Source organism: Pseudomonas sp. BNK-44-b (genome assembly GCF_047456245.1).
Taxonomy (GTDB): Bacteria; Pseudomonadota; Gammaproteobacteria; order Pseudomonadales; family Pseudomonadaceae; genus Aquipseudomonas; species Aquipseudomonas machongensis.
Window position 1 is genome coordinate 2357383 of sequence record NZ_CP179908.1, and the last position, 25397, is coordinate 2382779.

Below are 25397 nucleotides of genomic sequence, written 5' to 3' on the forward strand. Positions count from 1 at the left end.
CCTGCAACGGGCTGTGCGTGGGCGTGCCCGGCAGGCTAGACTGCCGGGCATGACCCAGGCCTCCCCCGACACACCGCTCACCTTGACCCTCGGTGCATTGCAGCAATGGCATGCGGCGCTGCAATACGCATTGGTTCACAGCGAATCGCCCGACGCCCTGCAGCATCTGGCGGCAGCGCTTGGTCATCTGGTTGCGGTCGAATCGATGATGATCAGCCTGGAGAGCCAGGGCCAGGCGCCGCAACTGCTGTACCAGCAAGGGATTCCCCTGGTTCATCGCGATGCCGTGCTGGGTCGTTACTTTGCCGCAGGCTACCTGCTGGATCCCTTTTGCCTGGCACTGCAGGGTGGCCTGGCCGAGGGGTTTTACCATTTGCAGGACATCGCTCCGGACAACTTCTTCGACAGCGACTACTACAAGACCTATTACCTGGGCACCGGCTGCAGCGAAGACAGCTACTACATCGCCGACCTGTGCGATGGCCGCAAGCTTTCCTTGAGCTTGTTCCAGGGGCGTAGTGGCACGCACCTCAGCCCGCAGCAGATCGACCTGCTTCGCGCGGTCGAGCCGGTGGTGCGCGAACTGCTGGGCCGCTATGCGCGGCACAACCTCGAGCCGGGCAAAGTGTCACTGGAGCACGGCAGCCTGCAGGCTGCATTCGACAGCTTCGGTTGCGAGGTGCTGACCGATCGCGAGCGTGAAGTCGCACACATGATCCTGCGTGGCCATTCGGTCAAATCCACTGCGTTGGAGCTGGGTATCTCGCCTGAAACCGTGCGCATGCACCGCAAGAATCTTTATCTGAAGCTTGGCATCAACTCGCAGTCGGAACTTTTCGCTCGGTTCATCGATTGGTTACGCCAAGCTTGAACATGCTTCAACTTTGCCAAGGGCGCCACAGTTTTGAGGGTTTGGGTTTGACATGGATGATGAAGCTATCGCCCGCCCGGGTGACTTTTCTAGCTTCTAGATTAAAAACATCCATGAGCCTCCTGGCGCTTTTCCCATTTGGCGTATTCCAAAGAAATGGTTGTCGTAAGGGCGTTCCAGACTGGGCGGCTTCATTCATGACCTTGAGCGTTTCTCGATTGATGACAGTGTCATGGATGATTATGTTTGGATATCGGTCAAATTTTTCTCGCTCTGAGACTGCGTCATACTGCAGTTTAGCAACATCGCTGGCAAAGTAATGCTTGTGGCGCGGGTCTTTAAAGATTGCATAAACTATCCATGCCCTGGGGAAATAGTCGCTTTGAAATATATCGCCCTCAATGTTTGTGGAGATGAAATTTCCGGATTGGCGAACCTGCGCATTGCCTTTGATCCAGTTCATTCGTTTTTGCATGGCAGGATCGATGTCCAGTGAAGAGGTCCAGCTCTGTTGGGTGTTGCTGGGGGCGGGCACCGATGTTGTCGCTGCGATCTCGGCGGGGGGTGTCGGTGCCGGAGGTTTTAGTGATTTCACGTATGTCATGGCATCTTTGGCAGGCCCGAAGTCATTATTAATCCCGCTGATGATATATGCCGCGAGGTTTCTCGGGTCTGGATTCGTTTCCTGGTCGAGCTCCAATATCGCCAATACAACATTGCGGTCGATGTCCCGCAGTTTTTCGGCAAGGGTTTCTATGTGGGCTTCTTCCGGCCACTCCCATATCCGTCCATCACGATCCATGCCCGAGCACGGATTATTCCTGAGCATACGGAATAGATTTAGCCCATCCGCCGTGCCTGCCGGGTCTGCACTCAGCCAGCGTCCAACCCAAGGCTGACAGTACCGATAACCGTAGTAATACAGCCCCGTCGCATCCCGCTCCTTGCCCGAATAACGGAGGGTTTTGTATTTCGCCTCGGTCTGACTTCGTGTTGTCAGCACGGATGTGCCGCCATACGGATAGTATTCCTCTCGACTGATGAGGTTGCCGCTGCCATCTAATTCCAACCCGCTACTGCCCGTGAGGTTGTCGTAGCTGTAACGTATCTGGTCGTTGCCGATGTCGGTCGGTTTACCGATCTCCCAGTGCAGCACCCGAACTTGTGAACGGCCAGCCTCGCCTATTGTGATCACCTGCAAACTCTGCATTTGCGTATCGCCAGACGCACGAACCTTCAGTTCCAGTCCCGAAAGGTACAGTGTGCGATCTATCTGTAGATTGCTGTTTGTTTTTTGTACGCTGACTTTAAGGATGCGCTGGCTATTCGAGTCATAGCGGTAGTGCTCACTGTCATCAGCGCCGCCCGCGCGTACCACAGGCGTCACCTTCAGCAGTTCGTTACGTGGTGTCCAGGTGAGGCTCTGACCTGGCTGAAGCTGAGTCTGTTGGCCACCGGTCTTGAACAGCGCATCCACGTCTGCGGCCTTGTCGGCCAAGGTGCTCAATACGGCTCGGTTACTGCGGTTGCTTGTGGTGATTTTCGTCGTGTAACCGCTGCCTGTGGCTGGGTCGTGGCGTATCCGCGTCAAGTTGCCAGCGATGTCGTAAGTATAGGTGCGTAGATAACCGGTATAGGCAGAGTCGTCGGGGGAGGGCGGCATAGTAGCGGGTGGGAGAGTGCAGCCCTGCTGGCCGGCGTTGGCCATTTCACGTCCAGTGGCGCTGACCAGTTGGTACAGGCTGTCATAGCGGTAACTATTCTGCGGCTGCACTTTCTGGTTGCGCCAGAAGCGCGTCTGTCCGACGTTGTCGCTGACTTTCAGGACGTTACCCACCGGATCGTACACATAGCGCAGGTCCTGCAGCATCTTCGCCCCTAGCACATGTCCTTTCGGGCGCTCCGTTCTGATCTCGCTGAGACGCTGCTTATAGGGTTCATGGGAATAAGCGGTCACCACGCCGTTACCGTGCTCCTCGCGCCGCTTCTGTCCCGCAGCCGAGTAAGCCAGTGCTTTCACTATGACCTGCTCGGTGCCGTCTTTCATTGTCAGCCAGCTACCTGCGAGCAAGCCCGCCACATCGTACGCCACTCGCTGCACATTCCCTTTTGCATCCGTAGTGGCCAATACAGCTGCGCAGGCGTCCGCAGTGGTCAAGGTGGTATGGCGTTCTCCCTCTGCGGCGAGCAGGTCATTCCAGTTGCAGGATGCTTGCCCTTTCCAGTTGGGGGGCATCTGCGCCTCACCCGACTCCTTCAGCAGGCGGCGGGTTAGGGACAGCGCGATGCCGGTGAGTGCCATCTTGTCGGTCTGCACCAGCCCCGCAGTATCGTAGTGACTGATGCATCGTCCGGCCAGGTTCAGGCCTTTCCGCGCCTGCGAATTACTGCCATGGACAAAACGTTCAGTGATACAGGCAGCTTCGCCGCTGACCTGTTCTGTCAGGCTCAGTGGCCGCCCTGGGCGGGTATGGCCCTCATACTGCCAAGTGCGTGTCACCGACTGACTGTTGTCCTGCGTACCGCCGGTGTCGGTGCAGAGGTTACTGACCGTGACGAGTGGGCGTCCAGCCGTGTCGCTCAGGTTAAGGGTGGTGCCGTTATCCGCACCTTGTGTGTACAGGAGCCCACCGTTCAGGTGCCTGAGGTAGAGGAAGTTGAACAGCCCGACGTCGTGCAGGCGAGGATCGGTACTGCTCATCAGAGAGCCTTGAGGGGCGTACCGATGGCGGGTAAGACGCTGGTGCTTGATATCTGGGGTGTCGGGGTGGCGGTGGTAGGCGATGTCGCGCACTGGAAGTCCCCGGTTGTCGAGGGCTATGACACTTGGGGTGCCGTCGAATAGCGAAGGCAAAGGGTTCATCGGTGTTCTCCATTCCCTGAGACAGCCAAATGAATGATGAAGAGAACTATAGAGCAGGCTGGCGGCTATGCTCGGCAATTGGTACTGTTACGGACTACATACCACGGTACGAAAACGAGGAGCGAACATGGCCCGTGGCGGCATCGACAAGGCGGCAGTACAGCAGGCACGGCAGGCGCTGATCGCCCGGGGCGAGCATCCGAGTATTGATGCAGTACGTATCGAATTGGGTAACACCGGTTCGAAAACCACCATTCATCGCTACATGCGCGAGCTCGAAGCGCTGCAACCGCTGGCTGACAAGCGTTCACCGGCCCTCAGCGACACGCTGGGGCGTTTCGTAGGCCAACTGGCCGAGCAGTTGCGCGAGGAAGCAGAGGCCCGTATTCGCGACGCGCAGGCGGTGTTCGATGAACAGCGCGGCCAATTGCAGGCGCAGTTGCAGCTTGCCCAGCAAGCACTCGCGGCTGCTCACCAGCAACAACAGATTCAGGCCAGCGCCCTTGCGGCGGAGTCGGAAAAGCTCGAGACAGCGCTGAGCACTCTGCAGGCCGAGCAACTGCGCAGCGCCAGCCTCAACCAATCCCTGGGCGAACTGCGGCTCAGGCTGACCGACAAGGACGAGCAGTTGCAGCAGTCGCAAGGGGAATTGCGTCAGTTGCAGCAGGATGCGATGGCCCGCCAGGAAGAGCTGACACACCTGCACCGTGAGAATGAGCGCCTGCTCACCGAAAACCGACAGGCCAGCGCCCAGTACAAACAACTCGACGAACAATTGGAGCAGCGCGATGCCCAGGTTCAAGGGCTGCGCTCGATCCTGGCCCAGGCGCAGGGGGCGAGCGAGGAGGTGCGTCGGCAGTTGGACAGCGAGCGCCAGGCGCTGGTGGTTCAGCGTGACATCTGCGCCGAACAGATGCGCCTGATCGAGCGTCTGCAGGATCGCCTGACACGGAGCGAGGCGCGCTGTGCGCAGCTCGAGACCTTCCAGGCAAAGGGCGCGTAGATAAATCAAACTTCGCCAGACCCGCGCTTTCTTCTGTAGACACCGTTACGGAGAACGCACCATGAGCGAACAGAAACGTCCACACCCCGCGCAAGGGCCTCACTCATCCGACAAGGCGTCCAGCAAGCAGGACCTGGGTTTTGATCCGGACTCTCCTGACCTGGAGGATCCGCAAGTCGACCCGCAAGGTCCGGCAAAGCCACCTCGCGATCACGAGAAGAAAGATAAGTAATCGATTCATGATCCCCGGGCGTGCGCACGCGGCAGCAAGTGCCGCGCCCGCAGCCCGAGGGCTCAGCTGTCGAGCTGACGCGCCGCGTCTACGCCGGCACTGGACAACTTGATTGGATAACGCACGCTGATCTGGTGATCGGCATCGACATTGACGCTGCCATCATGGATCAAGCCGGCCTCCTGAAGCGTCTTGAGCATGCCGGCCACGGCCTTTTCGCCGCGGTAGTTGTCCAGTACTTCCTTACCCAGACCTTCAGGGTGGGCATGCAGTAGCCGAGTCAGTACTTCGGCGCGCAGAGCATCATTACTCATATCAAGCCTCTCTGATTACCTGTGGATCACTTGCCGTGCTTGGCCTGAAGCTGTTTGGCATGCTCCAGGTGCTTCTCGAGGGTGGGCAGGGTTTCGCTGGCGAAGGCCTTGAGCTCCGGCTTGTCGGACGATGCGGCTTCCTTCTTGAACAGCTCCACGGCTTTCTCGTGGGCATCGACCTGATTGTTGACATAGGACTTGTCGAACGACTCGTCGCGCCATTCCAGGATCATCTTCTTGACCTTGTCGGTGAGCGCAGCCTCGTCAGGCACGCTGATATCCAGCTTGCGGGCGATATCACCGAGTTTCTGGTTGGCCTGGGTGTGATCGGTGACCATCTGCTGGGCGAAGGTCTTGATCTCGGCGTCCTTGCTCTTTTCCAGCGCCAGGTTGCCGGTTACGACTTCAGCGATACCGGCTTCGGTCGCGGCCTCGACGAAATCGTCGGAGGAAGCGGCCATCACCTGCATCGAGGCAAGGCCCATGGCCATGCACAGACCGGCTCGCTTGAGGAACAGAGTATTCATGTGTCTCTCCTTGTCCGTGGTCGCGACATCGGTGTCGCAGACGGTTGAGCGTCGGTAAGCGGCGAAAGTTTGAAATTTCTCACCGGCGTCATGCTCGGCGGGAGGGGAAGGGGGTTGCAAGTAAATTGTTATAACGTAACATTTGCGTGAATCAGTTTGCCTCAGGAAACGCACCGTGATCCGCAGAAACCCTTCCGGCCACCTCCCGCAAATCGCCGAATCGGCCTACATCGACAAGACCGCGATCATCTGCGGCAAGGTCATCATCAAGGACAATGTGTTCGTCGGCCCCTACGCGGTCATTCGCGCCGACGAGGTGGACGCCACCGGGGACATGGAGCCGATCGTCATTGGCGCCAACTCCAACATCCAGGATGGCGTGGTCATCCACTCCAAATCCGGCGCGGCGGTGAGTATCGGTGAATACACCTCCATCGCCCACCGCTCCATCGTGCATGGCCCCTGCGTGGTCGGTGATCGGGTGTTCATCGGTTTCAACAGCGTGCTGTTCAATTGCCGCGTGGGTGATGGCAGCGTCGTGCGTCACAACTCGGTGGTCGATGGTCGCGACCTGCCGGAGCGCTTTTACGTACCGCCCACCGAACATATCGGCCCACACACCGATCTTGACCGTTACCCACCGGTCAGCGTGTCAGCCTCGGAGTTTTCCGAGGATGTCGCCCGCACCAACATCGACCTGGTCCAGGGCTACAAGGCCCTGCAGAACGAGTTCTGAACATGGCCGACTTGCTGATACGCAACGCACGACTGGTCAACGAAGGGCGCGAGTTCGAGGCTGACCTGCTGGTCGCCCGCGGGCGCATCGATAAGATCGCCTCGAGCATCGAAGGCGTGCGCGCTAAAGTCGAGATCGATGCGCAAGGGCAGTGGTTGCTGCCGGGAATGATCGATGACCAGGTGCACTTTCGTGAACCCGGGGCAGAGCACAAGGGGAACATTGCCAGTGAGTCGCGGGCTGCGGTGGCGGGCGGCATCACCAGTTTCATGGACATGCCCAACACCGACCCGCCGACCCTCACCACTGCGGCGCTGGCCGACAAGAAACGTCGCGCGGCGGCCAGCTCGCAGGCCAACTACGGCTTTCACTTCGGCGTCAGTCGCGACAACCTGGACACCATCGCCGCGCTCGACCCGCGTGAAGTCGCCGGGGTCAAGGTGTTCATGGGCGCGTCCACCGGCAACATGCTGGTGGACGACCCGCAGGTGCTCGAGCGGCTGTTCATCTATTGCCCGACCATCCTGCTGGCCCACTGCGAGCACACCCCGAGCATCCTGGCCAACGAGGCATTGTGGCGGGAGCGCCATGGCGAATTCATTCCTGCGGCCGCTCACCCGCTGATTCGCGATGCCGATGCCTGTTATCGCTCCTCGTCACTGGCCGTGGACATGGCCAGGCGTTACGGCACGCGCCTGCATGTGCTGCATCTGACCACCGCGCGCGAGCTGGCACTGTTCGCCCCAGGTCCCGTACACGACAAGCACATTACCGCCGAGGTCTGCGTGCATCACCTGCTGTTCGATGACAGCGACTATGCGCAACTCGGCCATCTGATCAAATGCAACCCGGCCATCAAGACCCGTGCCGACCGCGATGCACTGCGCCAGGCGCTGGCTGGCGACGTGATCGACGTGATTGGCACCGATCATGCTCCGCACACGCTCGAGGAAAAACGCCGAGTCTATGGTCGCGCGCCCTCGGGCCTGCCACTGGTGCAGCATGCTTTGCCAGCCGCGCTGGAGCTGGTCGGCGAGGGCGTGCTGAGCCTGACCCAGGTCGTCGACAAGACCAGCCACGCCGTGGCCCGCCTGTTCGCCATCCGCGAGCGCGGCTTTCTGCGCGAAGGCTACTGGGCCGACCTGGCGCTGGTCGAGCGCCTGGCGCAACCGCGCCCGGTCGCCGACGACCCGATCCTGTCCCGCTGTGGCTGGACACCCTTTCAGCATCGACACCTGCGGTATGTGGTGCGCACCACCGTGGTATCCGGCCAGCTCGCCTGGCATCAGGGCCAGGTGCAGCCACGCTGCCAGGGCCTGCCGCTGATGTTCGATCGATAACCCTTTATTGCACGAGTGTGCCCCATGACTGAAGAAGACTTGCTCGGCCAGCCGGCCGAGGCCTACATGAACGAACCCCAGCGCCAGTACTTTCGTAACCTGTTGCTGGGGCAGCGGGTGGAGTTGCAGGAGCGTATAGAGCAGGATTTCCAGGCGCTGCGCGAGCAGGAAGTGCACAGCGATCCGGCCGACCTGGGCAGTGCCGAGGAGGAGCGGCATTGGCAGTTGCGCACCCTTGAGCGGGAAAAGCGCCTGCTGGACAAGATCGACCAGGCGCTCGAGCGCCTGGCCAAGGGGGATTATGGCTGGTGCGAAGAGACCGGCGAGCCGATCGGTCTGCGCCGCCTGCTGCTGCGTCCGACCGCGACCCTGTGCATTGAGGCCAAGGAGCGGCAGGAACTCAGAGAGCGGCATTTGCGCGACGATGCTTAATCGACTTCTACCGCTTGGGCATGGAGTTGCCAGCGCACCGAGCTGACGCCTTTCTCCAGGCTCACTCGGCTGACCAGACGCTCGAGTTGTGCGGGCGCCTGTGGGGTACCCAGCAGTTCGGCGCGTACTTCCAGGCGCAGCGGGTCGTGAAGGTCTTCGCTGTGCAGCGACTGCAGGCGCAGGCCTGGGTCACTGAGGCTGTGCAGCATCAGGCTGCGTACCTGGATCTCGTCTTCGGCCCGGCAGACGATGCGCACCTCGAAGCGTTGCTCGACTTCACTGGCGGGCACCACGTCCTGACGGTCCAGGCGCTGGGCGATCTCGCGTAACAGGATGTTGGCACACAGCACCACCAGGCTGCCCAGGGTGGCCTCCAGCAACAGCCCCAGGCTGCACAGCACACCAATGGCCGCGGTGCACCAGAGCGTGGCGGCCGTGTTCAGGCCGCGCACGTTGAAACCATCACGCATGATCACGCCACCGCCGAGAAAGCCGATCCCGGACACGACATACGCGGCGATGCGCGAGGCGTCGCTGGGTTCCATGCCGGGTACCGCCTGGGTCATCAGCACGAACAGGCAGGCACCGGTGCTGACCAGCGCATTGGTGCGAAGGCCGGTCAGGCGCTGGCGCAGTTGACGTTCGGCGCCGATCAGGGCGCCGAGTACAAGGGCCACGCTGACGCGCAGCAGAAATACTTTCCAATCCATAGCAAACCTCTTTCCACGGGCAATGGCCCGCGCATGCGCCACTGGCAAGCGTGACGCCGATGAAATGAATGAGCGCGCAGGACCACGACACTCGCCGGCGTGAGCTGGCTGAGCGAGAAAGAAGAGGGGAGATCTGCCTTTGCAGGCGAGATGGACCGCCGTCTACCGTATTCGGCAAGACAGCGGCAGGAATGCTGCCGGACTAGCTTGCCGTGTGGACCTGTCGCAATCGACTGGGGCTACTGTCCAATGCAGGACTCCTGTAGGGATGCATAAGTGCGACGCGGACCTTACGCCTGCAGTTGCGCAGAATCAAGGCCGAATTCATGACAATTGCTTCATTGCCGAAACCTCCTACCGTTTCCGATGCGTTCGTCAGCGGTGGTAATCTTGGCGCCTGTAATTATCTACGCCGGACTGTCCCATGCTGTTCAACATCGCCGTGCTGCTCGCCACGTTGGTGGCCATGGAGGGTGTCGGCACGCTGGCCCACAAGTACGTCATGCACGGCTGGGGCTGGTGGCTGCATCGCTCGCACCATGAGCCGCACCTGGGTGTGCTCGAGACCAATGACCTCTACCTGGTGGCGCTGGCCCTGATCGCTGCTGGCCTGATAGCGCTGGGCAAGGCCGGCTACGCGCCCCTGCAGTGGGTCGGCGCAGGTGTGGCGGGCTATGGAGTGCTATACGTGCTGGCCCACGACGGCTTCTTCCACCGGCACTGGCCGCGTAAACCCAAACCCATGCAGCGCTACCTCAAACGCCTGTACCGGGCGCACCGGCTTCATCACGCGGTGAAAGGGCGCGAGGGTAGCGTGTCGTTCGGCTTTTTCTACGCGCCACCGCTGCGCGAGCTCAAGCGCCAGTTGCGCGCGCGCCGAGGTGATTGAGTCGCGCAGGATTCAATTCGCGGTTTCCTGCGCGGCAATGGCCTCTTTGTGTCCCCGATTCACCCACCAACCAAAGGCGGCGGCCGTGAAGAACATGATCAGGCTGTAGATCGCTGCCGGCACGGCCATGGTGGCGTTGTTCAGCAGGCTGGGGCTCAGCGCCAGCGCGATGGCCAAGGTGCCATTGTGAATGCCGATCTCCATGCCGATGGCAATTGCCTGGCGTTTCGGGATGCGCAACAGGCGCGGCACCCAATACCCCAGCCCCAGGCTGATCAGGTTGAACAGCAGCGCGGCGCCCCCCACCACCGGCGCGTACTCCACCACCGTCTGCCAGTCCTTGGCCAGTGCCAGGACGATGGTGAAGGCCAGGAACAACGCCGCCACCAGCTTCATCGGCTTCTCCATCCGCGCGGCAAAGCTCGGTGCGTAGCGGCGGATCAGCATGCCCAGGCCCACAGGCAGCAAGACGATGGCGAAGACCTGCATGACCTTGGCGAATTGCAGCGGGATGGCCTGGTCCGACTCCATGAAGTAGATCAGCGACAGGTTGACCAGCAGTGGCATGGTGAGGATGGCGATCAGCGAGTTGACCGCCGTCAGCGTGATGTTCAGTGCCACGTCGCCATGTGCCAGGTGGCTGAACAGGTTCGCGGTAGTCCCGCCCGGCGATGCGGCCAAGAGCATCAGGCCCACTGCCAGCGCGGCCTCCAGGCCAAACCCGTTGGCGATCAGGAAGCAGATGAACGGCAGCAACAGAATCTGACAGGCCAGGCCGACCAGTACGGGCTTGGGATACTTCACCACTCGGGCGAAGTCGGCGAGGGTCAGCGACAACCCCAGGCCCAGCATGATGATACCCAGGGCGATGGGCAGGAAGGCAGTCAGCAAGGGGGAGGCGGTCATCGGCATGCTCGTGGGCGAGGGATTCCGGAGAGTGTAGGCAGGCTCCGTCGATCAGCTAATCGCAAAGTGCCAGCCTTTGGTAACTGATTATTTCCGGATGAGCCGCACCTCGCCGCGACCTGACGCGTTGCGATGGGCCGTCGAGCACAGTAGGATTCGCGCTTTTGCCGAAGGATTAGCTCGTCATGTCGTTCCAGCAAGGTCTGCTCGCCACTCCGGTGCCGGCCCACGCCCGTCACCTGTTCTTTGCCCTGCATACGGGGGAGGCGCTGCCTGCCGTTCTGGATGCCTTGTTGCAGCAAGTCGACGGCCACAGCCTGATCCTGGCCGTCGGCGCGCCGCTGGCCAAGGCACTGGGGCGCGATGTCCCAGGCTTGCGCAGCTTCCCGCAGCTGGACGCGGCGGTCGAAAACCCGGCCACCCAGCATGCACTGTGGCTCTGGTTGCGTGATGACGCGCGTGGTGATCTGTTCCTGCGTGCCCAAGCCCTGGAGCAGGCCCTGGCGCCGGCTTTCACATTGGTCGACAGTGTCGATGGTTTTCTGCACCACGGCGGACACGACCTGACCGGCTATGAAGACGGCACCGAAAACCCGCGGGACAACGATGCTGTCGACGCAGCCATCGTGGCGGGCGAGCAAGCGGGCCTGGCAGGTTCCAGTTTCGCTGCGTTCCAGCTGTGGAAACACGACCTCAACTATTTCAAGTCGCTGCCTCAGCCAGAGCAGGACGACATCATTGGCCGTCGCCTGAGCGACAACGAGGAACTGGAAGACGCGCCGGAGTCGGCCCACGTCAAGCGTACCGCGCAGGAAAGCTATGACCCCGCGGCCTTCATGGTGCGCCGTTCGGTGGCCTGGGCCGACAACCGGGGCGCAGGGCTGGCTTTCGTTGCTCTGGGCCGTTCGTTCGATGCCTTCGAAATCCAGCTGCGGCGCATGAGTGGCCTGGAAGATGGCGTGGTCGATGCCTTGTACCGCTTCAGCCGACCACTGACCGGCGGCTACTACTGGTGCCCGCCAATGGGGGCTGAAGGCCTGGACCTGCGCCTGTTGCTCGGTTAAATATCCCGATACAGAATCGCTGCGCATCGCGGGGTAGAGCGACTAGCCTTGAAGGTTTCCCCCTGTAACCGGGAGCCTCCTTCATGTACGCACGTCGCGATGTCCTGCGGGCCAGCGCCGCGCTTGGCGCGCTGGCCCTGAGCCCTTGGCTGCGCGCCGAGTCCGCCAGCGGCCTGCTGACCCGCAAGATCCCCTCCACCGGTGAGGCCTTGCCGGTCATCGGTGCCGGCACTTCCGGCAGTTTCGAGGTCCAGGCCGGCTCTGCCCAGTACCAACAGCTCAAGGCTGTGCTCGAGGCGTTCTTCAAAGGCGGCGGCAAGGTCATCGACACCTCGCCCAACTACGGCGGTGCCGACGCCATTCTCGGCCAGTTGCTGGAGGAGGGTGGCTGGCACCGTCAGTGCTTCATCGCCACCAAGATCGCCGCCGACAGCCGCGACGCCGCCGAACGGCAATGGGCGCAAAGCCTGTCCAGCCTGCGTACCGACAAGGTCGACTTGCTGCAGATCCACAACCTGCGCGACTGGCAGACTCAGCTCCCCTATGCCCGGGAGTTGAAGCAGCAAGGCAAGACGCGCTATGTGGGCATCACTCACTATCTCAACAGTGGCCAGGATGAGGTGGCGCGCATCGTGCGCAACGAGCCGCTGGATTTCATCCAGATCAACTACTCGGTGAACGCCCCGGATGCCGCGCGCGATCTGCTGCCGCTGTGCCAGGACAAAGGCGTCGCGGTGCTGGTCAACCGTGCTTTCGACGATGGCCGGCTGTTCGCCCGGGTCAAAGGTCAGGCATTGCCGGGGTGGGCGGCCGAGGCGGGTATCGGCAGCTGGGCGCAGATGTTCCTGAAGTTCGCCATCAGTCATCCGGCGGTGACCACGGTAATTCCTGCGACCGGCCGACCGGACCGTCAGCTTGACCAGCTCAAGGCGGGCAGCGGGCCGCTGCTGAGCGAAGCCCAGCGCCAGGCGCTGATCAAGCAATTTGCCTGACGCCATGAACGGCTGGCGGCGGCGCCTGGACCAGAGCCTCAACATCCAGCCCGGCGAAGGCCCGGCGGTGGTTGCAGGTCTTGCGCTGTTCTACCTGCTGTTCACCGGTTATTTCATGCTGCGCCCGGTCCGTGAAACCATGGGCGTGGCCGGTGGGGTGGACAATCTGCAATGGCTGTTCACCGGTACCTTCATTGCCACCCTGGCCTGCCTGCCGCTATTCGGATGGCTTGCTTCACGGGTGAAGAGGCGACGCATCCTGCCGTGGACCTATGCCTTCTTCACCAGCAACCTGCTGTTGTTTGCTGTGCTCTTTGCCCGCGACCCGGACGACCTCTGGAATGCGCGGGCTTTTTATATCTGGCTGTCGGTTTTCAACCTGCTGGCCATCTCCCTGGCCTGGAGCGTACTGGCAGACCTGTTTTCCAGCGAGCAGGGCAAGCGCCTGTTCGGCCTGCTCGCGGCGGGTGCAAGCCTTGGCGGCCTGAGCGGGCCGATTCTTGGCACTCTGCTGGTTTCTCCCCTCGGGCATGCGGGTTTATTGGTGCTGGCGGGCGTCTGCCTGCTTGGCAGCATAGGCGCTGCGCTGTACCTGCAACACTGGCGTGAGCTGAATCCGCTGCCGACCAGCACCGCGCATCCGGCCTCGCGGCCGCTGGGCGGCAATCCATTTTCCGGCGCCACCGCCGTGCTGCGGTCGCGCTACCTGTTGGGTATCGCGTTGTTCGTCGTACTGCTGGCCAGCGTCAGCACGTTCCTGTATTTCGAGCAGGCCCGTATCGTCAGCGAGACGTTCAGCGACCGGACACGTCAGACACAGGTCTTCGGCCTGATCGACACGGTCGTGCAAACCCTGGCGATACTCACCCAGGTCTTTCTCACCGGACGCCTGGCCCGGCGCCTGGGTGTCGGCGTACTACTGGTCGGCGTGCCCCTGGTGATGGCGGTCGGTTTCCTATGGCTGGCGCTGGCGCCGGTATTTGCAGTGTTCGTCTTCGTGATGGTCATGCGTCGTGCGGGTGAGTACGCCCTGGTTCGCCCAGGGCGGGAGATGCTCTTTACCGTGTTGCCCGCCGAAGAGAAATACAAAGCCAAGAACTTCATCGACACCGTGGTCTACCGGGGTGGCGATGCCTTGAGCGGTTGGGTCAAGCGTGGCCTGGACCTGCTGGGCGAGCATCCGCAGTTGGCGATGTCGATCGGCGCCATCCTCGCGCTTGGCTGGGGGGTTACCGGCGCCTGGTTGGGCCGTCGCCAGCGTCGCCTCGAGAATGCTCCGTAGCGCAATGCACCTCGCGCCAAATACACCGCCATGCACCTTTAGCGCCGCCGGTCTGGCGGCTCGGTAATAAACCGAATCCCCTGTTGCCGCTGAGCTCCGAACTTATGTACGGCAAACGCCCGTGCATATCCCACAGCCACAAGAGGTGCAAGACCATGGCCAATAACCAGAACAAGACTGGCAGTCAGGGTGGTAGCAAAAATCCTGGCAACTTCGCCAACGACCGGGAAAAAGCGTCTGAAGCCGGTCGCAAAGGTGGCCAGCAGTCCGGTGGCAACAAGCAGAGCGACGACATGGGCCGCAAGGGCGGTCGCTCGTAAGCGATGCTGCGCGGTGCCGGGGCAGCTCGGCACCGCAACAGTGCAGTAGGGTAAGGCACGAATTTCGGGTTTCTACCCGTAGTCATCTTCCGCATCAATTCGCGCTCGAGCGCCGCAGGCAGGCAATCCTTGCCTGCCTCGATACTTCACCGGGAGCCGGGGGCAGCGGTCGTGCTCGGCCTCAGTGCGGCGCGCGCACGATGGTCTTGAGCAGGTCTTCCGGGCTGATGTGCCCAACCACCTGGCCCACCGCACTGCCGGGGGAGGGCAGGTCGATGATGTGGCCTTTCATTCGACCGACCACGTGCATTTCGCACGGCTTGCAGTCGAACTTCAGGGTCAGCACTTCGTCGCCATGAATCAGCTGCATTGGCGCGACCTTGGTTCGTACACCGGTAACGCCCTTGGCCTGCTTGGGGCACAGGTTGAACGAGAAGCGCAGGCAGTGCTTGGTGATCATCACCGGCACGTCGCCGTGTTCCTCATGGGCCTCGAACGCAGCATCGATCAGCTTCACCCCATGGCGATGATAGAAGTCACGGGCTTTCTGGTTGTAGACATTGGCCAGGAACGACAGGTGCGCCTCGGGATAGACCGGTGGCGGACTGGTCTCGGCCTTGCGGCTGCCGCGAGGGTGCGCCTTGACCCGCGCCTCGGTGAGCGCCTCGATAGCCTCGCGGCGCAGGGCCTTGAGCTGCGAGTTGGGAATGAAATACGCCTGCGGGGCATCGAGCTCAATGGCCTCGGCGTGGTACTGGGTGGTACCCAGTTGGCCCAGCAGGTCGTGCAACTGATCCAGCGCCTGCTGCGGCTTGTTGGCTGCGCCGAACGGGCCGTCCAGGGCAACCTGCGCGGTGATGCCTTCCTCGCTGGTGACGCTCAGCGCCAGGCGTTGCTCGGTCAGCACGGCCTGCCACTGAACCGCGACGCGACGCTCGGAGGAGGTGCGTTGCAGCGCCTGCTGCCAGTTATGGTCGAGGTTGCGCGACAGGGGATGGTTCGGTCGCAGTTTGTGCAAGCCTTCGGGCATCTCGTTGGGCTCGACGCGATAACGGTAGCGTGTCTGGCCGTCTTCCTCGAACTCGCCACGCGGCTCGGCGATGTTGGCCCGGAAGCCCACCACTTCGCGCTTGACCAACACGTTCAAACCGTCGCCGTTGGTCAGCGGCACCTCGGTCACCACCATCAGGTCACGCTTGCCGACCTTTTCCACCACACCTACCGGCAAACCAGTGAAGGTGGGCGAATCGAAGGCACCGATGTCGATCTTGCGGTCGCTGACGAAGTAGTCGGTGCTGCCGCGATGGAAGGTCTTGTCTGGATCGGGTACGAAGAAGTGCTGGGTACGACCGCTCGACGCGCGGGCCAGGTCCGGGCGATCTTCGAGAATCGCATCCAGCTCCTTGCGGTAGTGGGCGGTAATGTTCTTCACATAACCCATGTCCTTGTAGCGCCCTTCGATCTTGAACGAGCGCACGCCGGCGTCGACCAGGTCACGCAGGTTGGCGGTCTGGTTGTTGTCCTTCATCGACAGCAGGTGCTTTTCGAAAGCGACCACCCGGCCCTGGTCGTCCTTGAGGGTGTAGGGCAGGCGACAGGCCTGTGAGCAATCGCCGCGGTTGGCGCTGCGGCCGGTCTGGGCGTGGGAGATGTTGCATTGGCCGGAGAAGGCCACGCACAACGCGCCGTGGATGAAGAACTCGATGGCAGCATCGGTCTCGGCGGCGATGGCGCGGATCTGCTGCAGGTTCAGTTCACGCGCCAGCACTAGTTGGGAGAAACCGGCCTGGTCGAGAAACCGGGCCCGCTCGAGCGTACGGATGTCGGTCTGAGTGCTGGCATGCAGCTCGATTGGCGGGATGTCCAGCTCCATCACCCCCAGGTCCTGGACGATCAATGCATCGACACCGGCGTCGTACAGCTGGTGGATCAGCTTGCGTGCAGGCTCCAGCTCGTTGTCATGGAGAATGGTATTGATCGTGGTGAAGACCCGCGCGTGATAGCGCCGGGCGAACTCCACCAACTCGGCGATATCGCCGACCTCGTTGCACGCGTTGTGCCGCGCGCCGAAGCTTGGGCCGCCGATGTAGATGGCGTCGGCGCCATGCAGGATGGCCTCGCGGGCGATGGCCACATCGCGGGCAGGGCTGAGCAGTTCCAGGTGATTCTTTGGAAGGGACATGTCGTTATAGGTTCGGGCTGTCACGGTTTAGGGCGGCATTGTAGCGATGAATTGCCGCGCAGGCACCCGTGACGTTCCAGATGGGCGTACTTGCAGCGACGGGCCCGCGTCCCTCGAAGCAGGCCCGTCTGCGCCCACACCTTTCAGCGAGCCGGGGCAGTTTGCTCGGTTTGCCATTGCGTCCTGCTGGAGGCTTTCCCACAGATGGGCGTCAGCTGTACGCTCAGCAATTGATCCAGGTTCGCATCAAGCACTGGAATCATCATCCGGGCACTGCAGCCAGCGACCCGGTCCTGACTGATGACATTCCCTGCGCGAATAATCGATACCCATGTGCCTTCAGGCGACACCACCGACTCCGGAGGCGACCAAGTGACATCCACGACGCCCACTCTCGGCCGGAGCAGGGCAAGCCGTGGAGCCCCCGTGATCATCGGCACCCAATCGCCTTCTGTACCGATCCCGGACCCAGGATATGCAATGACCTGACACACCCACTTCTTGTCGGTCCTGAGCGGCGCTTTCAACGACAAGCGCGCCTGGGTCCGAGGGGCATCGACGCTCGCAGAGGCGGCGACCGTGCCGGTCTCTGGCGAAAACACCTGCACGATGTAGTGAGTGAACTGCAGACTGCTCGACATGTTCCAGGCCACATCGACGCCCTCGTTGTCCAACACCACTGAAGTGATTTCGGGCCTGGCTGCCACAATGCGCAAAGGCGTGGTCCTGATGCCTGCACCTTTTGCGGTCAGGGCCGTGAGGGTGAAGGTGAGCTCATCGAATTCCGGCAGTGGCGACGACAGTGGAAAGTCGGCGAACTCGTATTCCATGGGCAGGCTCATTTCGTAATGCTTGCCGGTAAGCGTACTGTGCAGCTTCAGTTGGTATCGCACGATCTCTGTGGGATCCAGCGTAAACCATGCTACTGCTATGCGGTTTCCACCGCGATAAAGCGGGCTCTGCTCCAGATTCGGCGGGTTCATGGATGGCGGGAAATGAATCAGCTGCGATCGGGCGCGGGTACGCTCGCAAGCCACAGCCTCCACGCCGACTGTCCAGCCTTGGTTATTGCCTAGCCCCCCGTCCAGTTGCGAATTGCTCACGACAGCACAGGCGCTGTCTGTTCCGCTGACTGGAATGACGAATGTCGTGCCGCTGACCGTTGATGACACGACGATCTCATAGCCCAGGAGAGCCTGGCTGGAGGGCTGCCAATCAATGTGCAGGGCCTCGCCATCGTATATCGCCGAGTGCAGGACCGGCTGGAGGGTTGCCAGGGGCAGTGGGGCACTGCTCCTTGATTCCCCCTGCTCCAGCAGCGCCATCAGGATGACGCGATATTCACGCATCGCGCTCAGGGGTTCGGCCACAGCCAATATGCCGGCGGTGGCAGCGCCGTCTGGAATGAACTGATGTTTCAATGACGTCCAGCCACTTGCGTCCTGATGGCACAAGGTGATCACCCAACCCGCGGGCTTGACCCACTCAAGAGGGTTCCATGCCACGCTCAGGCAGTCTGCCTCGTAAACCGCCCGGACGATGGTGGGCCTGAGAGCATCGTTATCGCGCAGCATTGTCGACCTCCTGTGAAGCACCGCTTTTGTCAGAGGAACGCTGCGCCTTTTGTTTTTGCTGGTTATCGTAATCGGTCAAGAACGCCGGATGGACTTTTGCTCGCTGTTGCGCTGGGCTGAGAAGTGGCGCTCTGTTTTTGAGATCTGCCAGCATATTTTGCGTCGCGAGGTTACCCGACAAAATGCCGTTGGCATAATAACTGCCCTCGACGCCACCTTTGAACTGCAAGTTGTATACAGGGGTGGCGTGAGCCTCGACATAGTCGACGCCCGTCACCGTAACCGGAGAACCCTCAACGGCCAACTTGTCGCCTGGATGGATTTCCCGTGCCTGTACCTCTACGTTTCTCACGGCGCTCCCGACTTGAATCGCTCGCATGATGGGATGGGTGGGTGTGACATGGAGGGTCTGGCCGGTAGTGCGTATCTCAAGCATGAATTCATTTTCTGTACCCGTGGTTCTTTCACTGACGGTGCGCACGCCAGCAGGTGTCTTCACCTGGTCTCCCGAAACGATATCTTCAATCTTCTTGGTCTTGCCCGACGCCAGGGTGATCAAGGTGCCCCCTGCGACACAACCTTCCATGATGCGGAGTTGAGGGATGATCTCCCTGCCGGGTTGCCCAGCGGATCTGGTATCGCTGGTAAATACAAGCGTTACGTTTCGTGGCGAGGGGTCGTCTGGTGTTCCTGGAAGGATGACGTTGTTGGTCATCCAGAAGTTGACGATTGAGTCCTTGTTGTTGGTCAAGCAGGACGGGTTACGTTTGAACGTTTCGGCAGCGTACTGGAAACTCATCTTTCCGTTACCGTCAGATGTCCAATCGTCCAAATTTTCCCCCGTTTTGGAGTACACCCGGCATCCCCCTCCGGCCAGACTTTGTAAATAGATCGTCGTAGCGCCAGTGAGCGTGGATCCGGTCTTTTCCTCGGTGACGGCGTAGCCAGAGACGGGAATTACATAGTTGACAGGCTTGTTCTGGCTTGCCCAATAATCGCACTCTTCGCGGCTGAGGCGGTTCCAGCACATCAAGATGGGTTTATCTTTGTCAGCGAGTTTATTGCTGCAGGCTTCAGTCGATGCAGAAGCAGCGACACATTGGCCATTGGCGCCTCTTTCGCAGGGCCTGGGCTCTGTCATACACGCATCAACGAGCCCCGTTGAACTGACCGCCTTTATCATGACAGGCGGTGGAAGTTCAGCGTCAGGGTCTTTGGGGATCACGCTGAAGACAGCGACAGCGCGAACGGGAATTGCCGACTCCACCGTGGCACTCATGCTAACGCGGAAGTCAGGAAGACTTGTCAGGTCAGTCGCGGTCTGCGAGGCAACAAAATCCCCCGTGAAGTCGTTATACATAACGAGTGTGATCGTGTTCGCGTCACTGCCGTTCACAAGTGAGGAAATGGCTTCAGACTGGTAGGTGATCGCTGAACTATTTACCGCCGCGGTCGAGCGCGAAAGCTCCGAGATGAACTGAAGATCTTCCAATGGGGCGTCTGCATTAATGGACGTCTCGGGGAAGTCAACCGGTTTTACGGGATTGGCCTTTGTGCCGGAAACCGCTAGCGCTTTCACCCGCTGTTCATGCGCAGCTTCCATGCGCCTGAACAGTTCGGGCGCATGTGCTTTTGTATTCCCTGCCTGGAGTTGTTGAGCCTTGTAGAACGCATAATGCTTGGGGTTGCCCCAATCCAACTGATACAGGACGCCAGGGGTGAGAGCCTTGGTCAATTCCTCCCCCAATGTTTCAACTGTCGCCAAGGCATTTTCTTCGTTTACTTCATCAGCGGTAACCTCGGCTGCCCAGGCGGAGGAAAGTGCAGAACACGATAAAAATAATGCGGCCAATAGACTAATTGAGGTCGGTGCTTTACTCGCCATGGTCTTTGCTCCCTCGGGTCAGATCCTTTGAACAGCAACACACGACATCGCCGTTTCGGACAACATTGTTGAGATCTAACCTACTGAGGTTCCGCGCTCGTGGACAACTGGCAAAAATGATAGGTCACTCGTCTGTGCCAGACAGATCACCAAGGCAATCGATCAAGGCCGAAGCTGCTGGCGAAAGGCTGCACTCTGTGCGGGTGATGATGCCGATTTCACGCTCCAGACCTCGCGCTTCCAAGGGCCTGCGCAGCAACCTGTGTGTACCGTCGTCCGCCGACTCCGGCAGCAGCGTGACGCCCAACCCATTGCGCACCAGCGCCAATACCGTCGACATGTAGTTGGCTTCCATGGCCGCTTGCAACACCAGCCCGTGTGCGCGGAACACCTGTTCGATCTGCGCCCGCACGCTGCTGTCGCGCCCCGTGAGAATCATCGGCAGGCCATCCAGGGCTTGCAGACTGACAGGGCCGGTGGCCAGCGGGTGCCCGGCGGGCACAAACAGGCACAGTCGATCGCGCAACAGCGGCGTGAAGTCCAGCCCATGGCCGAACTGGCTGCGCACACCCACCCCAAAATCCACATCGCCTTCGCGCACGCGCTCGACGATGCGCTCGGCAACCAGGTCGCGCAGACGCACTTCGACACCTGGATGCCACTGGCGGAACACCGCCAGCCGCTCGGCCAGCGCTCCGGCGCACAGCGAGGGCAGGGCAGCCACGGTGACCACCCCGCGGCGCACCGCTGCCAAGCCCTGGCTGGCGGTGACGATGTTGGAAAGATCGAGCAGCAGCTTCTCCATTGCCGGCAGTGCCTCGCGCCCTGCACCCGTGAGGGTGACGTGCCGAGGGCTGCGTTCGAGCAGGGCGACGCCCAGCCAGGTTTCGAGTTGGCGGATCTGTACAGTCAGGGCCGAGGGCGACAGGTGCAGGTCGTCGGCGGCGCGGGCGAAGTTGCCACGTTGGGCAACGGTGATGAAGGCACGAATATGTTGCAGAGCGTTCTTCATTTTGTTTTTTCGAATGTGCATGGCTTTAAATTGCAATTTACACGCTACCGGACCTCTCCTGATACTCGGGGCAACAACAAAAACAAGCCGGAGTACCCCCATGCTCGCCCTCTATGGCGTCATTACCATTCTGTCCTTGCTGATCGCGGTGATGAGCAAGCGCATCTCGCCCCTGGTCGCGCTGATCGCCTTTCCCGTCGTGGCTGCCTTGCTCGCGGGCTTCGGCCTGCAGACCAGCGGCTTCATTCTCACGGGTATCAAGAATGTCGCCCCGGTGGTCGGCATGTTCATCTTCGCCATCCTGTTCTTCGGGGTGATGACCGATGCCGGCATGCTCGACCCGATCATCGACCGCATCCTGCGCGCCGTCGGCACCCGCCCGACCCGTATCGTCTGCGGCACCGCGCTGCTGGCGTTGCTGGTGCACCTGGACGGCTCGGGTGCGGTGACGTTCCTCGTCACGGTGCCAGCGATGCTGCCGCTGTATACGCGCCTGGGCATCGACCGGCGGGTCCTGGCTTGCGTTGCGGCGATGGCCGCGGGGGTGAACTTCCTGCCCTGGACCGGCCCGGTGCTGCGTTCATCCGCCGCGCTGCACGTGCCGGTGGCCGAGCTGTTCCAGCCGCTGATCCCGGTGCAGGTGGTGGGGCTGTTGTTCGTCTTCGGCTGTGCCTACTGGCTGGGCCGACGTGAAGAGAAGCGCCTGGGGCTCATGGCCGGCGCCGATGCCGGCGCGGCACCGCAGCGCATCTTGAGCGCCGATGAACAGGCCCTGCGCCGGACCCACATGTTCTGGCCGAACCTGCTGCTCACCGTGCTGGTGATGGCGGTGATGATCGCCGGCTGGGTCGACCCCGTGGTGATGTTCATGCTCGGCACTGTCGCGGCGCTTTGCCTGAACTACCCGCGTGTCGACCAGCAGCGCGAACGCATCGACGCGCATGCCAAGACTGCCCTGACCATGGCCAGCATCCTGCTTGCCGCGGGGGTGTTCACCGGGATCATGCAGGGCACAGGCATGCTCAAGGCCATGGCCGAGGTGGCGGTGCAACAGATTCCGCCGGGGCACGGGCGACTGATTCCTGCTCTGGTGGGCTTCGTGTCGATGCCGCTCAGCTTGCTGTTCGACCCGGACTCGTTCTACTTCGGTGTCATGCCGGTGATTGCCGAAGTCGGCCGCTCGCTGGGCGTGGACCCGGTGCAGGTGGCCCAGGCGTCGCTGCTCGGGGTCCATACCACCGGCTTCCCGGTCAGTCCGCTGACCCCGGCGACTTTCCTGCTGGTGGGGCTGTGCAAGCTTGACCTTGCCGATCACCAGCGTTTCACCCTGCCATTTCTGTTCGCCGCGTCGGTGCTGATGACCCTGACCGCGCTGGCACTTGGAGTCTTCTGAACATGAACACTTTGCGAATCGGCGCCGGTGCCGGTTATTCCGGCGATCGCCTGGAGCCTGCGGTGGAACTGGCCCGGGATGGGCAACTGGACTACCTGGTCTTCGAGTGCCTGGCCGAACGCACCATTGCCCTGGCCCAGCAAGCCCGACTGGCTGACCCTCGTGCCGGCTTCGATCCGTTGCTGGCCGAGCGCATGCGGGCGGTGCTGCCCTACGTACGCCGCGGCGAGCAGCGACTGCGGATCATCACCAACATGGGCGCAGCCAACCCGCGTGGCGCCGCGCGACAAGTGTCGGTCATCGCGGCTGAACTCGGGGTGCAGGGGCTGAAGGTCGCGGCCGTGGAAGGTGACGATGTACTCGACGTGCTGCGCCAGCACCCGGAATGGACACTGGACAATGGCCTGACGGTGGCCGGGTTGGGTGAGCGGCTGGTCTCGGCCAATGCCTATCTGGGGGTCGAAGGGATCGTTCAGGCGCTGGCCCTGGACGCCGATGTGGTGATTACCGGTCGTGTCGCCGATCCGTCGCTGTTCCTTGCCCCCCAAGTGCATCACTTTGGCTGGCCTGCCGACGATTGGCGCCGCCGTGGCCGAGGGACGCTGACCGGGCACCTGCTCGAATGCGCGGGGCAGGTCAGTGGCGGCTACTTTGCCGACCCCGGCATGAAGGATGTGGCCGACCTGGCACGGCTGGGTTTCCCCTTCGCCGATATCGACAGCGAAGGCCTGGCCACGCTCGGCAAGGTGGCCGGCAGTGGCGGTCGCATCGATGTCGCGACGTGCACCGAGCAACTGCTTTACGAGGTACACGATCCACGTCGGTATCTGACGCCGGATGTCACGGCCGACTTTTCAGGCGTGCACTTGCAGGCCTGCGGCAAGGATCAGGTGCGCGTCAGTGGTGGCGAAGGCACGGCTCGCCCGCAGCACCTCAAGGTTACTGTGGGCTATCGGGATGGCTGGATCGGCGAAGGGCAGATGTCCTACGGTGGCCCGAACGCCGTGGCGCGGGCGCGTTTGGCCGGGCGGATCGTCGAGGAACGCCTGGCGTTGACGGGCGTCGCCGTCGAAGAATTGCGCTGCGAGCTGATGGGGGTTGATTCGCTGCACGCCAGCCACTTCGGCATGGGCGGCGAACCCTGGGAGGTACGCCTGCGGGTTGCGGCGCGCTGCCCGAGCCGTGAAGCGGCGCAGGCGGTCGCCAACGAGGTCGAGACCCTCTACACCAATGGCCCGGCTGGCGGTGGCGGGGCCACTCGCCAGGTCCGCGAAGTATTGGCCGTCGCCAGCCTCTACCTGCCGCGTGAACTCGCGCAACCTCAAGTCCACCTGGAGCAATGTCCATGACCCGCCGACTGCACGAACTTGCCCACACCCGTACCGGGGACAAGGGCGACACCTCGAACATCTCGCTGATCGCGTATCGGGACGAGGACTACCCGCTGCTTGAACGGGAGCTGACAGCGGAACGGGTGGCAGCGTGGTTCGCCCATCTTCGCGATGAAAGCGCGGGGCCTGTACGTCGCTATGACTTGCCGCAACTCAAGGCCCTGAACTTCGTGCTGCCGGGTTTATTGCGTGGTGGCGTGACCCGCTCGTTGGCGCTGGATGCCCATGGCAAGTGCCTGGGGGCGGCGTTGTTGGCGATGGAGGTCTAGCTCTGCTATCAGCCCTTGGCCGCCATCGCCGTCACTTCGACCTTCATCCCTTCGAACGCCAGCGAGGCCACGCCCACCGCCGCACGCACTGGCCATGGCTTGGCGAAGAAGCGCTGGTACACCTCGTTGAATGCCGCACGATCGGCCATGTCGGTCAGGTAGATGGTCAGGTGCAGCACGCGGTCCATCGAGCTGCCCGCACGCTCCAGCGCGTCCTTGAGTGCCTGCAGGGTGCATTCGCTCTGGGTGACGATATCGCCCAGCTCAAGCTCGCCATCGGCGCGCACCGGGACCTGGGTGGTGACCAGGATACCGTTGTATTCGGCGACATCGGAGGAGATGGACGCGGCGTCCGCATCGGGGGTGAAGGTGATACCAGTCTGGGCCATGAACGACTCTGCCTTGCTTTGGAAGTGAAAGCGCAAGCCTACGCGAGCCGCGGCCCCGGTCGCAAATGCATTGAAATGACGCGCCCCGGCCTTCAGAATCGCGCCGATTCTCATGCAAGGGGTTGGCGTTGAACGAACAGACATTGTCGCAGCGGCTGGAACGCGTGGCGGCTCACATCCCGCCAGGGGCGCGCCTGGCCGATATCGGTTCCGACCACGGCTTCCTGCCGGTGGTCCTGGTATTGCGTGGCGCCATCGAGGCCGCAGTGGCGGGCGAGGCGGCGGCAGGGCCTTGCGAGTCAGCCCGGCGCAATGTGCGCCGCAACGGGCTGGACGCGCGCATCAGCGTGCGCCTGGCCAACGGTCTGGCCGCCATCGAAAGCGATGATCGCATCGACACCATCAGCCTCTCGGGCATGGGCGGGGAAACCATCGTCGAGATCCTCGAGGCAGGCAAGGCGAGGTTGCAGGATGGACAGCGCCTGGTGCTGCAACCCAATGGTGGCGAGCAACCGCTGCGCCAGTGGTTGATGGACAACGGCTATCGGATTGTCAGCGAAGAGGTGTTGCGGGAGAACCGCTTCGACTACGAGATCATCGTCGCCGAACAGGCCGACTCGGTGCGCTACAGCCCGCAGGAGCTATTGTTCGGCCCCTTGCTCATGCGCGAGAAAAGCGCGGCGTTCGTCAACAAGTGGCAGCGCATGCGGCGCCAGCGTCAACAGGCATTGGCCAACTTCGAACGGGCCAGGGAAGTGCCTCAGGACAAGGCCCGGGCTTTTGCGATGCACATCGACTGGATCGACCAGTTGCTGGCTTGA

General features: G+C 61.8%; 25 protein-coding genes. 15 read left to right on the forward strand and 10 right to left on the reverse strand.

Translation table 11 applies throughout. From position 1 onward, the window contains the following. The first annotated feature begins 49 nt into the window (after positions 1-49). Positions 50-871, forward strand: a complete 822-nt coding sequence (locus tag ACMGGG_RS10685) for a LuxR C-terminal-related transcriptional regulator (RefSeq protein WP_414155445.1) — start codon at positions 50-52, stop codon at positions 869-871. A gap of 7 nt (positions 872-878) precedes the next feature. Here the strand turns inward: ACMGGG_RS10685 and ACMGGG_RS10690 are convergent, their stop codons facing one another. Continuing rightward, entirely contained in the window at positions 879-3734 is a 2856-nt protein-coding gene (locus tag ACMGGG_RS10690) for an RHS repeat-associated core domain-containing protein (RefSeq protein WP_414155446.1), read from the reverse strand. 127 nt (positions 3735-3861) lie between these two features. Here ACMGGG_RS10690 and ACMGGG_RS10695 point away from each other — a divergent pair, with 127 nt between their 5' ends. Together ACMGGG_RS10695 and ACMGGG_RS10700 are read left to right on the forward strand one after the other, a co-directional pair. Continuing rightward, positions 3862-4737, forward strand: coding sequence for a DNA-binding protein (locus ACMGGG_RS10695; RefSeq protein ID WP_414155447.1), 876 nt, complete (start codon positions 3862-3864; stop codon positions 4735-4737). A 61-nt stretch (positions 4738-4798) separates the two neighbouring features. Next, on the forward strand, positions 4799-4969 hold the full coding sequence (locus ACMGGG_RS10700) for a DUF6021 family protein (RefSeq protein ID WP_226938307.1): 171 nt from the start codon (positions 4799-4801) through the stop codon (positions 4967-4969). A gap of 62 nt (positions 4970-5031) precedes the next feature. Here the strand turns inward: ACMGGG_RS10700 and ACMGGG_RS10705 are convergent, their stop codons facing one another. Next, positions 5032-5283: a hypothetical protein gene (locus ACMGGG_RS10705; RefSeq protein ID WP_054891381.1), complete on the reverse strand. Its 252-nt coding sequence runs from the start codon at positions 5281-5283 to the stop codon at positions 5032-5034. 26 nt (positions 5284-5309) lie between these two features. After that, a complete protein-coding gene (locus ACMGGG_RS10710) occupies positions 5310-5810 on the reverse strand; it encodes a DUF4142 domain-containing protein (protein ID WP_063544865.1) in 501 nt (166 codons plus the stop codon). 175 nt (positions 5811-5985) lie between these two features. Here ACMGGG_RS10710 and ACMGGG_RS10715 point away from each other — a divergent pair, with 175 nt between their 5' ends. Genes ACMGGG_RS10715 through dksA form a run of 3 tightly spaced genes read left to right on the forward strand, consistent with a single transcriptional unit; the run spans position 5986 to position 8318 of the window. Continuing rightward, positions 5986-6546: a carbonate dehydratase gene (locus tag ACMGGG_RS10715; RefSeq protein ID WP_054891383.1), complete on the forward strand. Its 561-nt coding sequence runs from the start codon at positions 5986-5988 to the stop codon at positions 6544-6546. Between the two features lie 2 nt (positions 6547-6548). After that, positions 6549-7886 carry a dihydroorotase gene (locus ACMGGG_RS10720; RefSeq protein WP_414155448.1) on the forward strand — a complete coding sequence of 446 codons (1338 nt, stop codon included), beginning with the start codon at positions 6549-6551 and terminating at the stop codon, positions 7884-7886. Positions 7887-7910: 24 nt separating this feature from the next. Next, complete coding sequence (dksA, locus tag ACMGGG_RS10725) at positions 7911-8318, forward strand: RNA polymerase-binding protein DksA (protein WP_054891385.1); 408 nt, start codon at positions 7911-7913, stop codon at positions 8316-8318. Here the strand turns inward: dksA and ACMGGG_RS10730 are convergent. Next, positions 8315-9028, reverse strand: a complete 714-nt coding sequence (locus ACMGGG_RS10730) for an MgtC/SapB family protein (RefSeq protein ID WP_414155449.1) — start codon at positions 9026-9028, stop codon at positions 8315-8317. The two genes, dksA and ACMGGG_RS10730, sit on opposite strands and share 4 nt — an antisense overlap. A 424-nt stretch (positions 9029-9452) precedes the next feature. On the opposite strand from ACMGGG_RS10730, the gene ACMGGG_RS10735 reads away from it, so the two are divergent. Beyond that, entirely contained in the window at positions 9453-9917 is a 465-nt protein-coding gene (locus ACMGGG_RS10735; RefSeq protein WP_054891387.1) for a sterol desaturase family protein, read from the forward strand. A gap of 12 nt (positions 9918-9929) precedes the next feature. Here ACMGGG_RS10735 and ACMGGG_RS10740 read toward each other — a convergent pair whose 3' ends face one another. Continuing rightward, entirely contained in the window at positions 9930-10823 is an 894-nt protein-coding gene (locus tag ACMGGG_RS10740; RefSeq protein WP_414155450.1) for a bile acid:sodium symporter family protein, read from the reverse strand. Positions 10824-11008: 185 nt separating this feature from the next. Here ACMGGG_RS10740 and ACMGGG_RS10745 point away from each other — a divergent pair, with 185 nt between their 5' ends. The 4 genes from ACMGGG_RS10745 to ACMGGG_RS10760 all read left to right on the forward strand — a co-directional run bounded on the left by ACMGGG_RS10745 (position 11009) and on the right by ACMGGG_RS10760 (position 14481). After that, entirely contained in the window at positions 11009-11887 is an 879-nt protein-coding gene (locus tag ACMGGG_RS10745) for a Dyp-type peroxidase (RefSeq protein WP_063544871.1), read from the forward strand. A gap of 83 nt (positions 11888-11970) precedes the next feature. Next, positions 11971-12879, forward strand: a complete 909-nt coding sequence (locus ACMGGG_RS10750; RefSeq protein ID WP_112898234.1) for an aldo/keto reductase — start codon at positions 11971-11973, stop codon at positions 12877-12879. 4 nt (positions 12880-12883) lie between these two features. Further along, on the forward strand, positions 12884-14161 hold the full coding sequence (locus ACMGGG_RS10755; RefSeq protein ID WP_414155803.1) for an NTP/NDP exchange transporter: 1278 nt from the start codon (positions 12884-12886) through the stop codon (positions 14159-14161). A 155-nt stretch (positions 14162-14316) separates the two neighbouring features. Next, complete coding sequence (locus ACMGGG_RS10760) at positions 14317-14481, forward strand: general stress protein (RefSeq protein ID WP_054891392.1); 165 nt, start codon at positions 14317-14319, stop codon at positions 14479-14481. 181 nt (positions 14482-14662) lie between these two features. On the opposite strand, the gene ACMGGG_RS10765 is transcribed toward ACMGGG_RS10760, so the two are convergent. The 4 genes from ACMGGG_RS10765 to ACMGGG_RS10780 form a co-directional block, all read right to left on the reverse strand. Further along, entirely contained in the window at positions 14663-16663 is a 2001-nt protein-coding gene (locus ACMGGG_RS10765; RefSeq protein WP_063544874.1) for a peptidase U32 family protein, read from the reverse strand. 143 nt (positions 16664-16806) lie between these two features. Then, the gene (locus ACMGGG_RS10770) at positions 16807-18237 is read right to left on the reverse strand and encodes a hypothetical protein (RefSeq protein ID WP_112898236.1); all 1431 of its coding nucleotides are present in this window, start codon (positions 18235-18237) and stop codon (positions 16807-16809) included. After that, positions 18224-20122 carry a Hint domain-containing protein gene (locus ACMGGG_RS10775; RefSeq protein ID WP_414155451.1) on the reverse strand — a complete coding sequence of 633 codons (1899 nt, stop codon included), beginning with the start codon at positions 20120-20122 and terminating at the stop codon, positions 18224-18226. Before ACMGGG_RS10775 ends, ACMGGG_RS10770 begins: the two co-directional genes overlap by 14 nt. Before the next feature lie 124 nt (positions 20123-20246). Then, positions 20247-21134 (reverse strand): LysR family transcriptional regulator, encoded by an 888-nt coding sequence (locus ACMGGG_RS10780; protein WP_112899564.1) that lies wholly within the window; start codon positions 21132-21134, stop codon positions 20247-20249. A gap of 19 nt (positions 21135-21153) precedes the next feature. Here ACMGGG_RS10780 and ACMGGG_RS10785 point away from each other — a divergent pair, with 19 nt between their 5' ends. Genes ACMGGG_RS10785 through ACMGGG_RS10795 form a run of 3 tightly spaced genes read left to right on the forward strand, consistent with a single transcriptional unit; the run spans position 21154 to position 24187 of the window. After that, positions 21154-22527 carry a CitMHS family transporter gene (locus ACMGGG_RS10785; protein ID WP_112898238.1) on the forward strand — a complete coding sequence of 458 codons (1374 nt, stop codon included), beginning with the start codon at positions 21154-21156 and terminating at the stop codon, positions 22525-22527. A gap of 2 nt (positions 22528-22529) precedes the next feature. Then, positions 22530-23876 carry an acyclic terpene utilization AtuA family protein gene (locus ACMGGG_RS10790; RefSeq protein ID WP_414155452.1) on the forward strand — a complete coding sequence of 449 codons (1347 nt, stop codon included), beginning with the start codon at positions 22530-22532 and terminating at the stop codon, positions 23874-23876. Then, a complete protein-coding gene (locus ACMGGG_RS10795; protein ID WP_054891400.1) occupies positions 23873-24187 on the forward strand; it encodes a hypothetical protein in 315 nt (104 codons plus the stop codon). Before ACMGGG_RS10790 ends, ACMGGG_RS10795 begins: the two co-directional genes overlap by 4 nt. Before the next feature lie 8 nt (positions 24188-24195). On the opposite strand, the gene ACMGGG_RS10800 is transcribed toward ACMGGG_RS10795, so the two are convergent. Beyond that, complete coding sequence (locus ACMGGG_RS10800; protein WP_054891401.1) at positions 24196-24576, reverse strand: RidA family protein; 381 nt, start codon at positions 24574-24576, stop codon at positions 24196-24198. Positions 24577-24704: 128 nt separating this feature from the next. Here ACMGGG_RS10800 and ACMGGG_RS10805 point away from each other — a divergent pair, with 128 nt between their 5' ends. Continuing rightward, on the forward strand, positions 24705-25397 hold the full coding sequence (locus tag ACMGGG_RS10805; protein ID WP_112898240.1) for a tRNA (adenine(22)-N(1))-methyltransferase: 693 nt from the start codon (positions 24705-24707) through the stop codon (positions 25395-25397).

What these genes read in the sequence shown, in the direction of transcription:
- ACMGGG_RS10685 (WP_414155445.1), top strand. Translation starts at nt 50, where the DNA reads ATGACCCAGGCCTCCCCCGACACACCGCTCACCTTGACCCTCGGTGCA.
- ACMGGG_RS10690 (WP_414155446.1), bottom strand. Translation starts at nt 3,734, where the DNA reads ATGAACCCTTTGCCTTCGCTATTCGACGGCACCCCAAGTGTCATAGCC.
- ACMGGG_RS10695 (WP_414155447.1), top strand. Translation starts at nt 3,862, where the DNA reads ATGGCCCGTGGCGGCATCGACAAGGCGGCAGTACAGCAGGCACGGCAG.
- ACMGGG_RS10700 (WP_226938307.1), top strand. Translation starts at nt 4,799, where the DNA reads ATGAGCGAACAGAAACGTCCACACCCCGCGCAAGGGCCTCACTCATCC.
- ACMGGG_RS10705 (WP_054891381.1), bottom strand. Translation starts at nt 5,283, where the DNA reads ATGAGTAATGATGCTCTGCGCGCCGAAGTACTGACTCGGCTACTGCAT.
- ACMGGG_RS10710 (WP_063544865.1), bottom strand. Translation starts at nt 5,810, where the DNA reads ATGAATACTCTGTTCCTCAAGCGAGCCGGTCTGTGCATGGCCATGGGC.
- ACMGGG_RS10720 (WP_414155448.1), top strand. Translation starts at nt 6,549, where the DNA reads ATGGCCGACTTGCTGATACGCAACGCACGACTGGTCAACGAAGGGCGC.
- dksA (WP_054891385.1), top strand. Translation starts at nt 7,911, where the DNA reads ATGACTGAAGAAGACTTGCTCGGCCAGCCGGCCGAGGCCTACATGAAC.
- ACMGGG_RS10730 (WP_414155449.1), bottom strand. Translation starts at nt 9,028, where the DNA reads ATGGATTGGAAAGTATTTCTGCTGCGCGTCAGCGTGGCCCTTGTACTC.
- ACMGGG_RS10735 (WP_054891387.1), top strand. Translation starts at nt 9,453, where the DNA reads ATGCTGTTCAACATCGCCGTGCTGCTCGCCACGTTGGTGGCCATGGAG.
- ACMGGG_RS10740 (WP_414155450.1), bottom strand. Translation starts at nt 10,823, where the DNA reads ATGACCGCCTCCCCCTTGCTGACTGCCTTCCTGCCCATCGCCCTGGGT.
- ACMGGG_RS10745 (WP_063544871.1), top strand. Translation starts at nt 11,009, where the DNA reads ATGTCGTTCCAGCAAGGTCTGCTCGCCACTCCGGTGCCGGCCCACGCC.
- ACMGGG_RS10750 (WP_112898234.1), top strand. Translation starts at nt 11,971, where the DNA reads ATGTACGCACGTCGCGATGTCCTGCGGGCCAGCGCCGCGCTTGGCGCG.
- ACMGGG_RS10755 (WP_414155803.1), top strand. Translation starts at nt 12,884, where the DNA reads ATGAACGGCTGGCGGCGGCGCCTGGACCAGAGCCTCAACATCCAGCCC.
- ACMGGG_RS10760 (WP_054891392.1), top strand. Translation starts at nt 14,317, where the DNA reads ATGGCCAATAACCAGAACAAGACTGGCAGTCAGGGTGGTAGCAAAAAT.
- ACMGGG_RS10765 (WP_063544874.1), bottom strand. Translation starts at nt 16,663, where the DNA reads ATGTCCCTTCCAAAGAATCACCTGGAACTGCTCAGCCCTGCCCGCGAT.
- ACMGGG_RS10770 (WP_112898236.1), bottom strand. Translation starts at nt 18,237, where the DNA reads ATGCTGCGCGATAACGATGCTCTCAGGCCCACCATCGTCCGGGCGGTT.
- ACMGGG_RS10775 (WP_414155451.1), bottom strand. Translation starts at nt 20,122, where the DNA reads ATGGCGAGTAAAGCACCGACCTCAATTAGTCTATTGGCCGCATTATTT.
- ACMGGG_RS10780 (WP_112899564.1), bottom strand. Translation starts at nt 21,134, where the DNA reads ATGAAGAACGCTCTGCAACATATTCGTGCCTTCATCACCGTTGCCCAA.
- ACMGGG_RS10785 (WP_112898238.1), top strand. Translation starts at nt 21,154, where the DNA reads ATGGCTTTAAATTGCAATTTACACGCTACCGGACCTCTCCTGATACTC.
- ACMGGG_RS10790 (WP_414155452.1), top strand. Translation starts at nt 22,530, where the DNA reads ATGAACACTTTGCGAATCGGCGCCGGTGCCGGTTATTCCGGCGATCGC.
- ACMGGG_RS10795 (WP_054891400.1), top strand. Translation starts at nt 23,873, where the DNA reads ATGACCCGCCGACTGCACGAACTTGCCCACACCCGTACCGGGGACAAG.
- ACMGGG_RS10800 (WP_054891401.1), bottom strand. Translation starts at nt 24,576, where the DNA reads ATGGCCCAGACTGGTATCACCTTCACCCCCGATGCGGACGCCGCGTCC.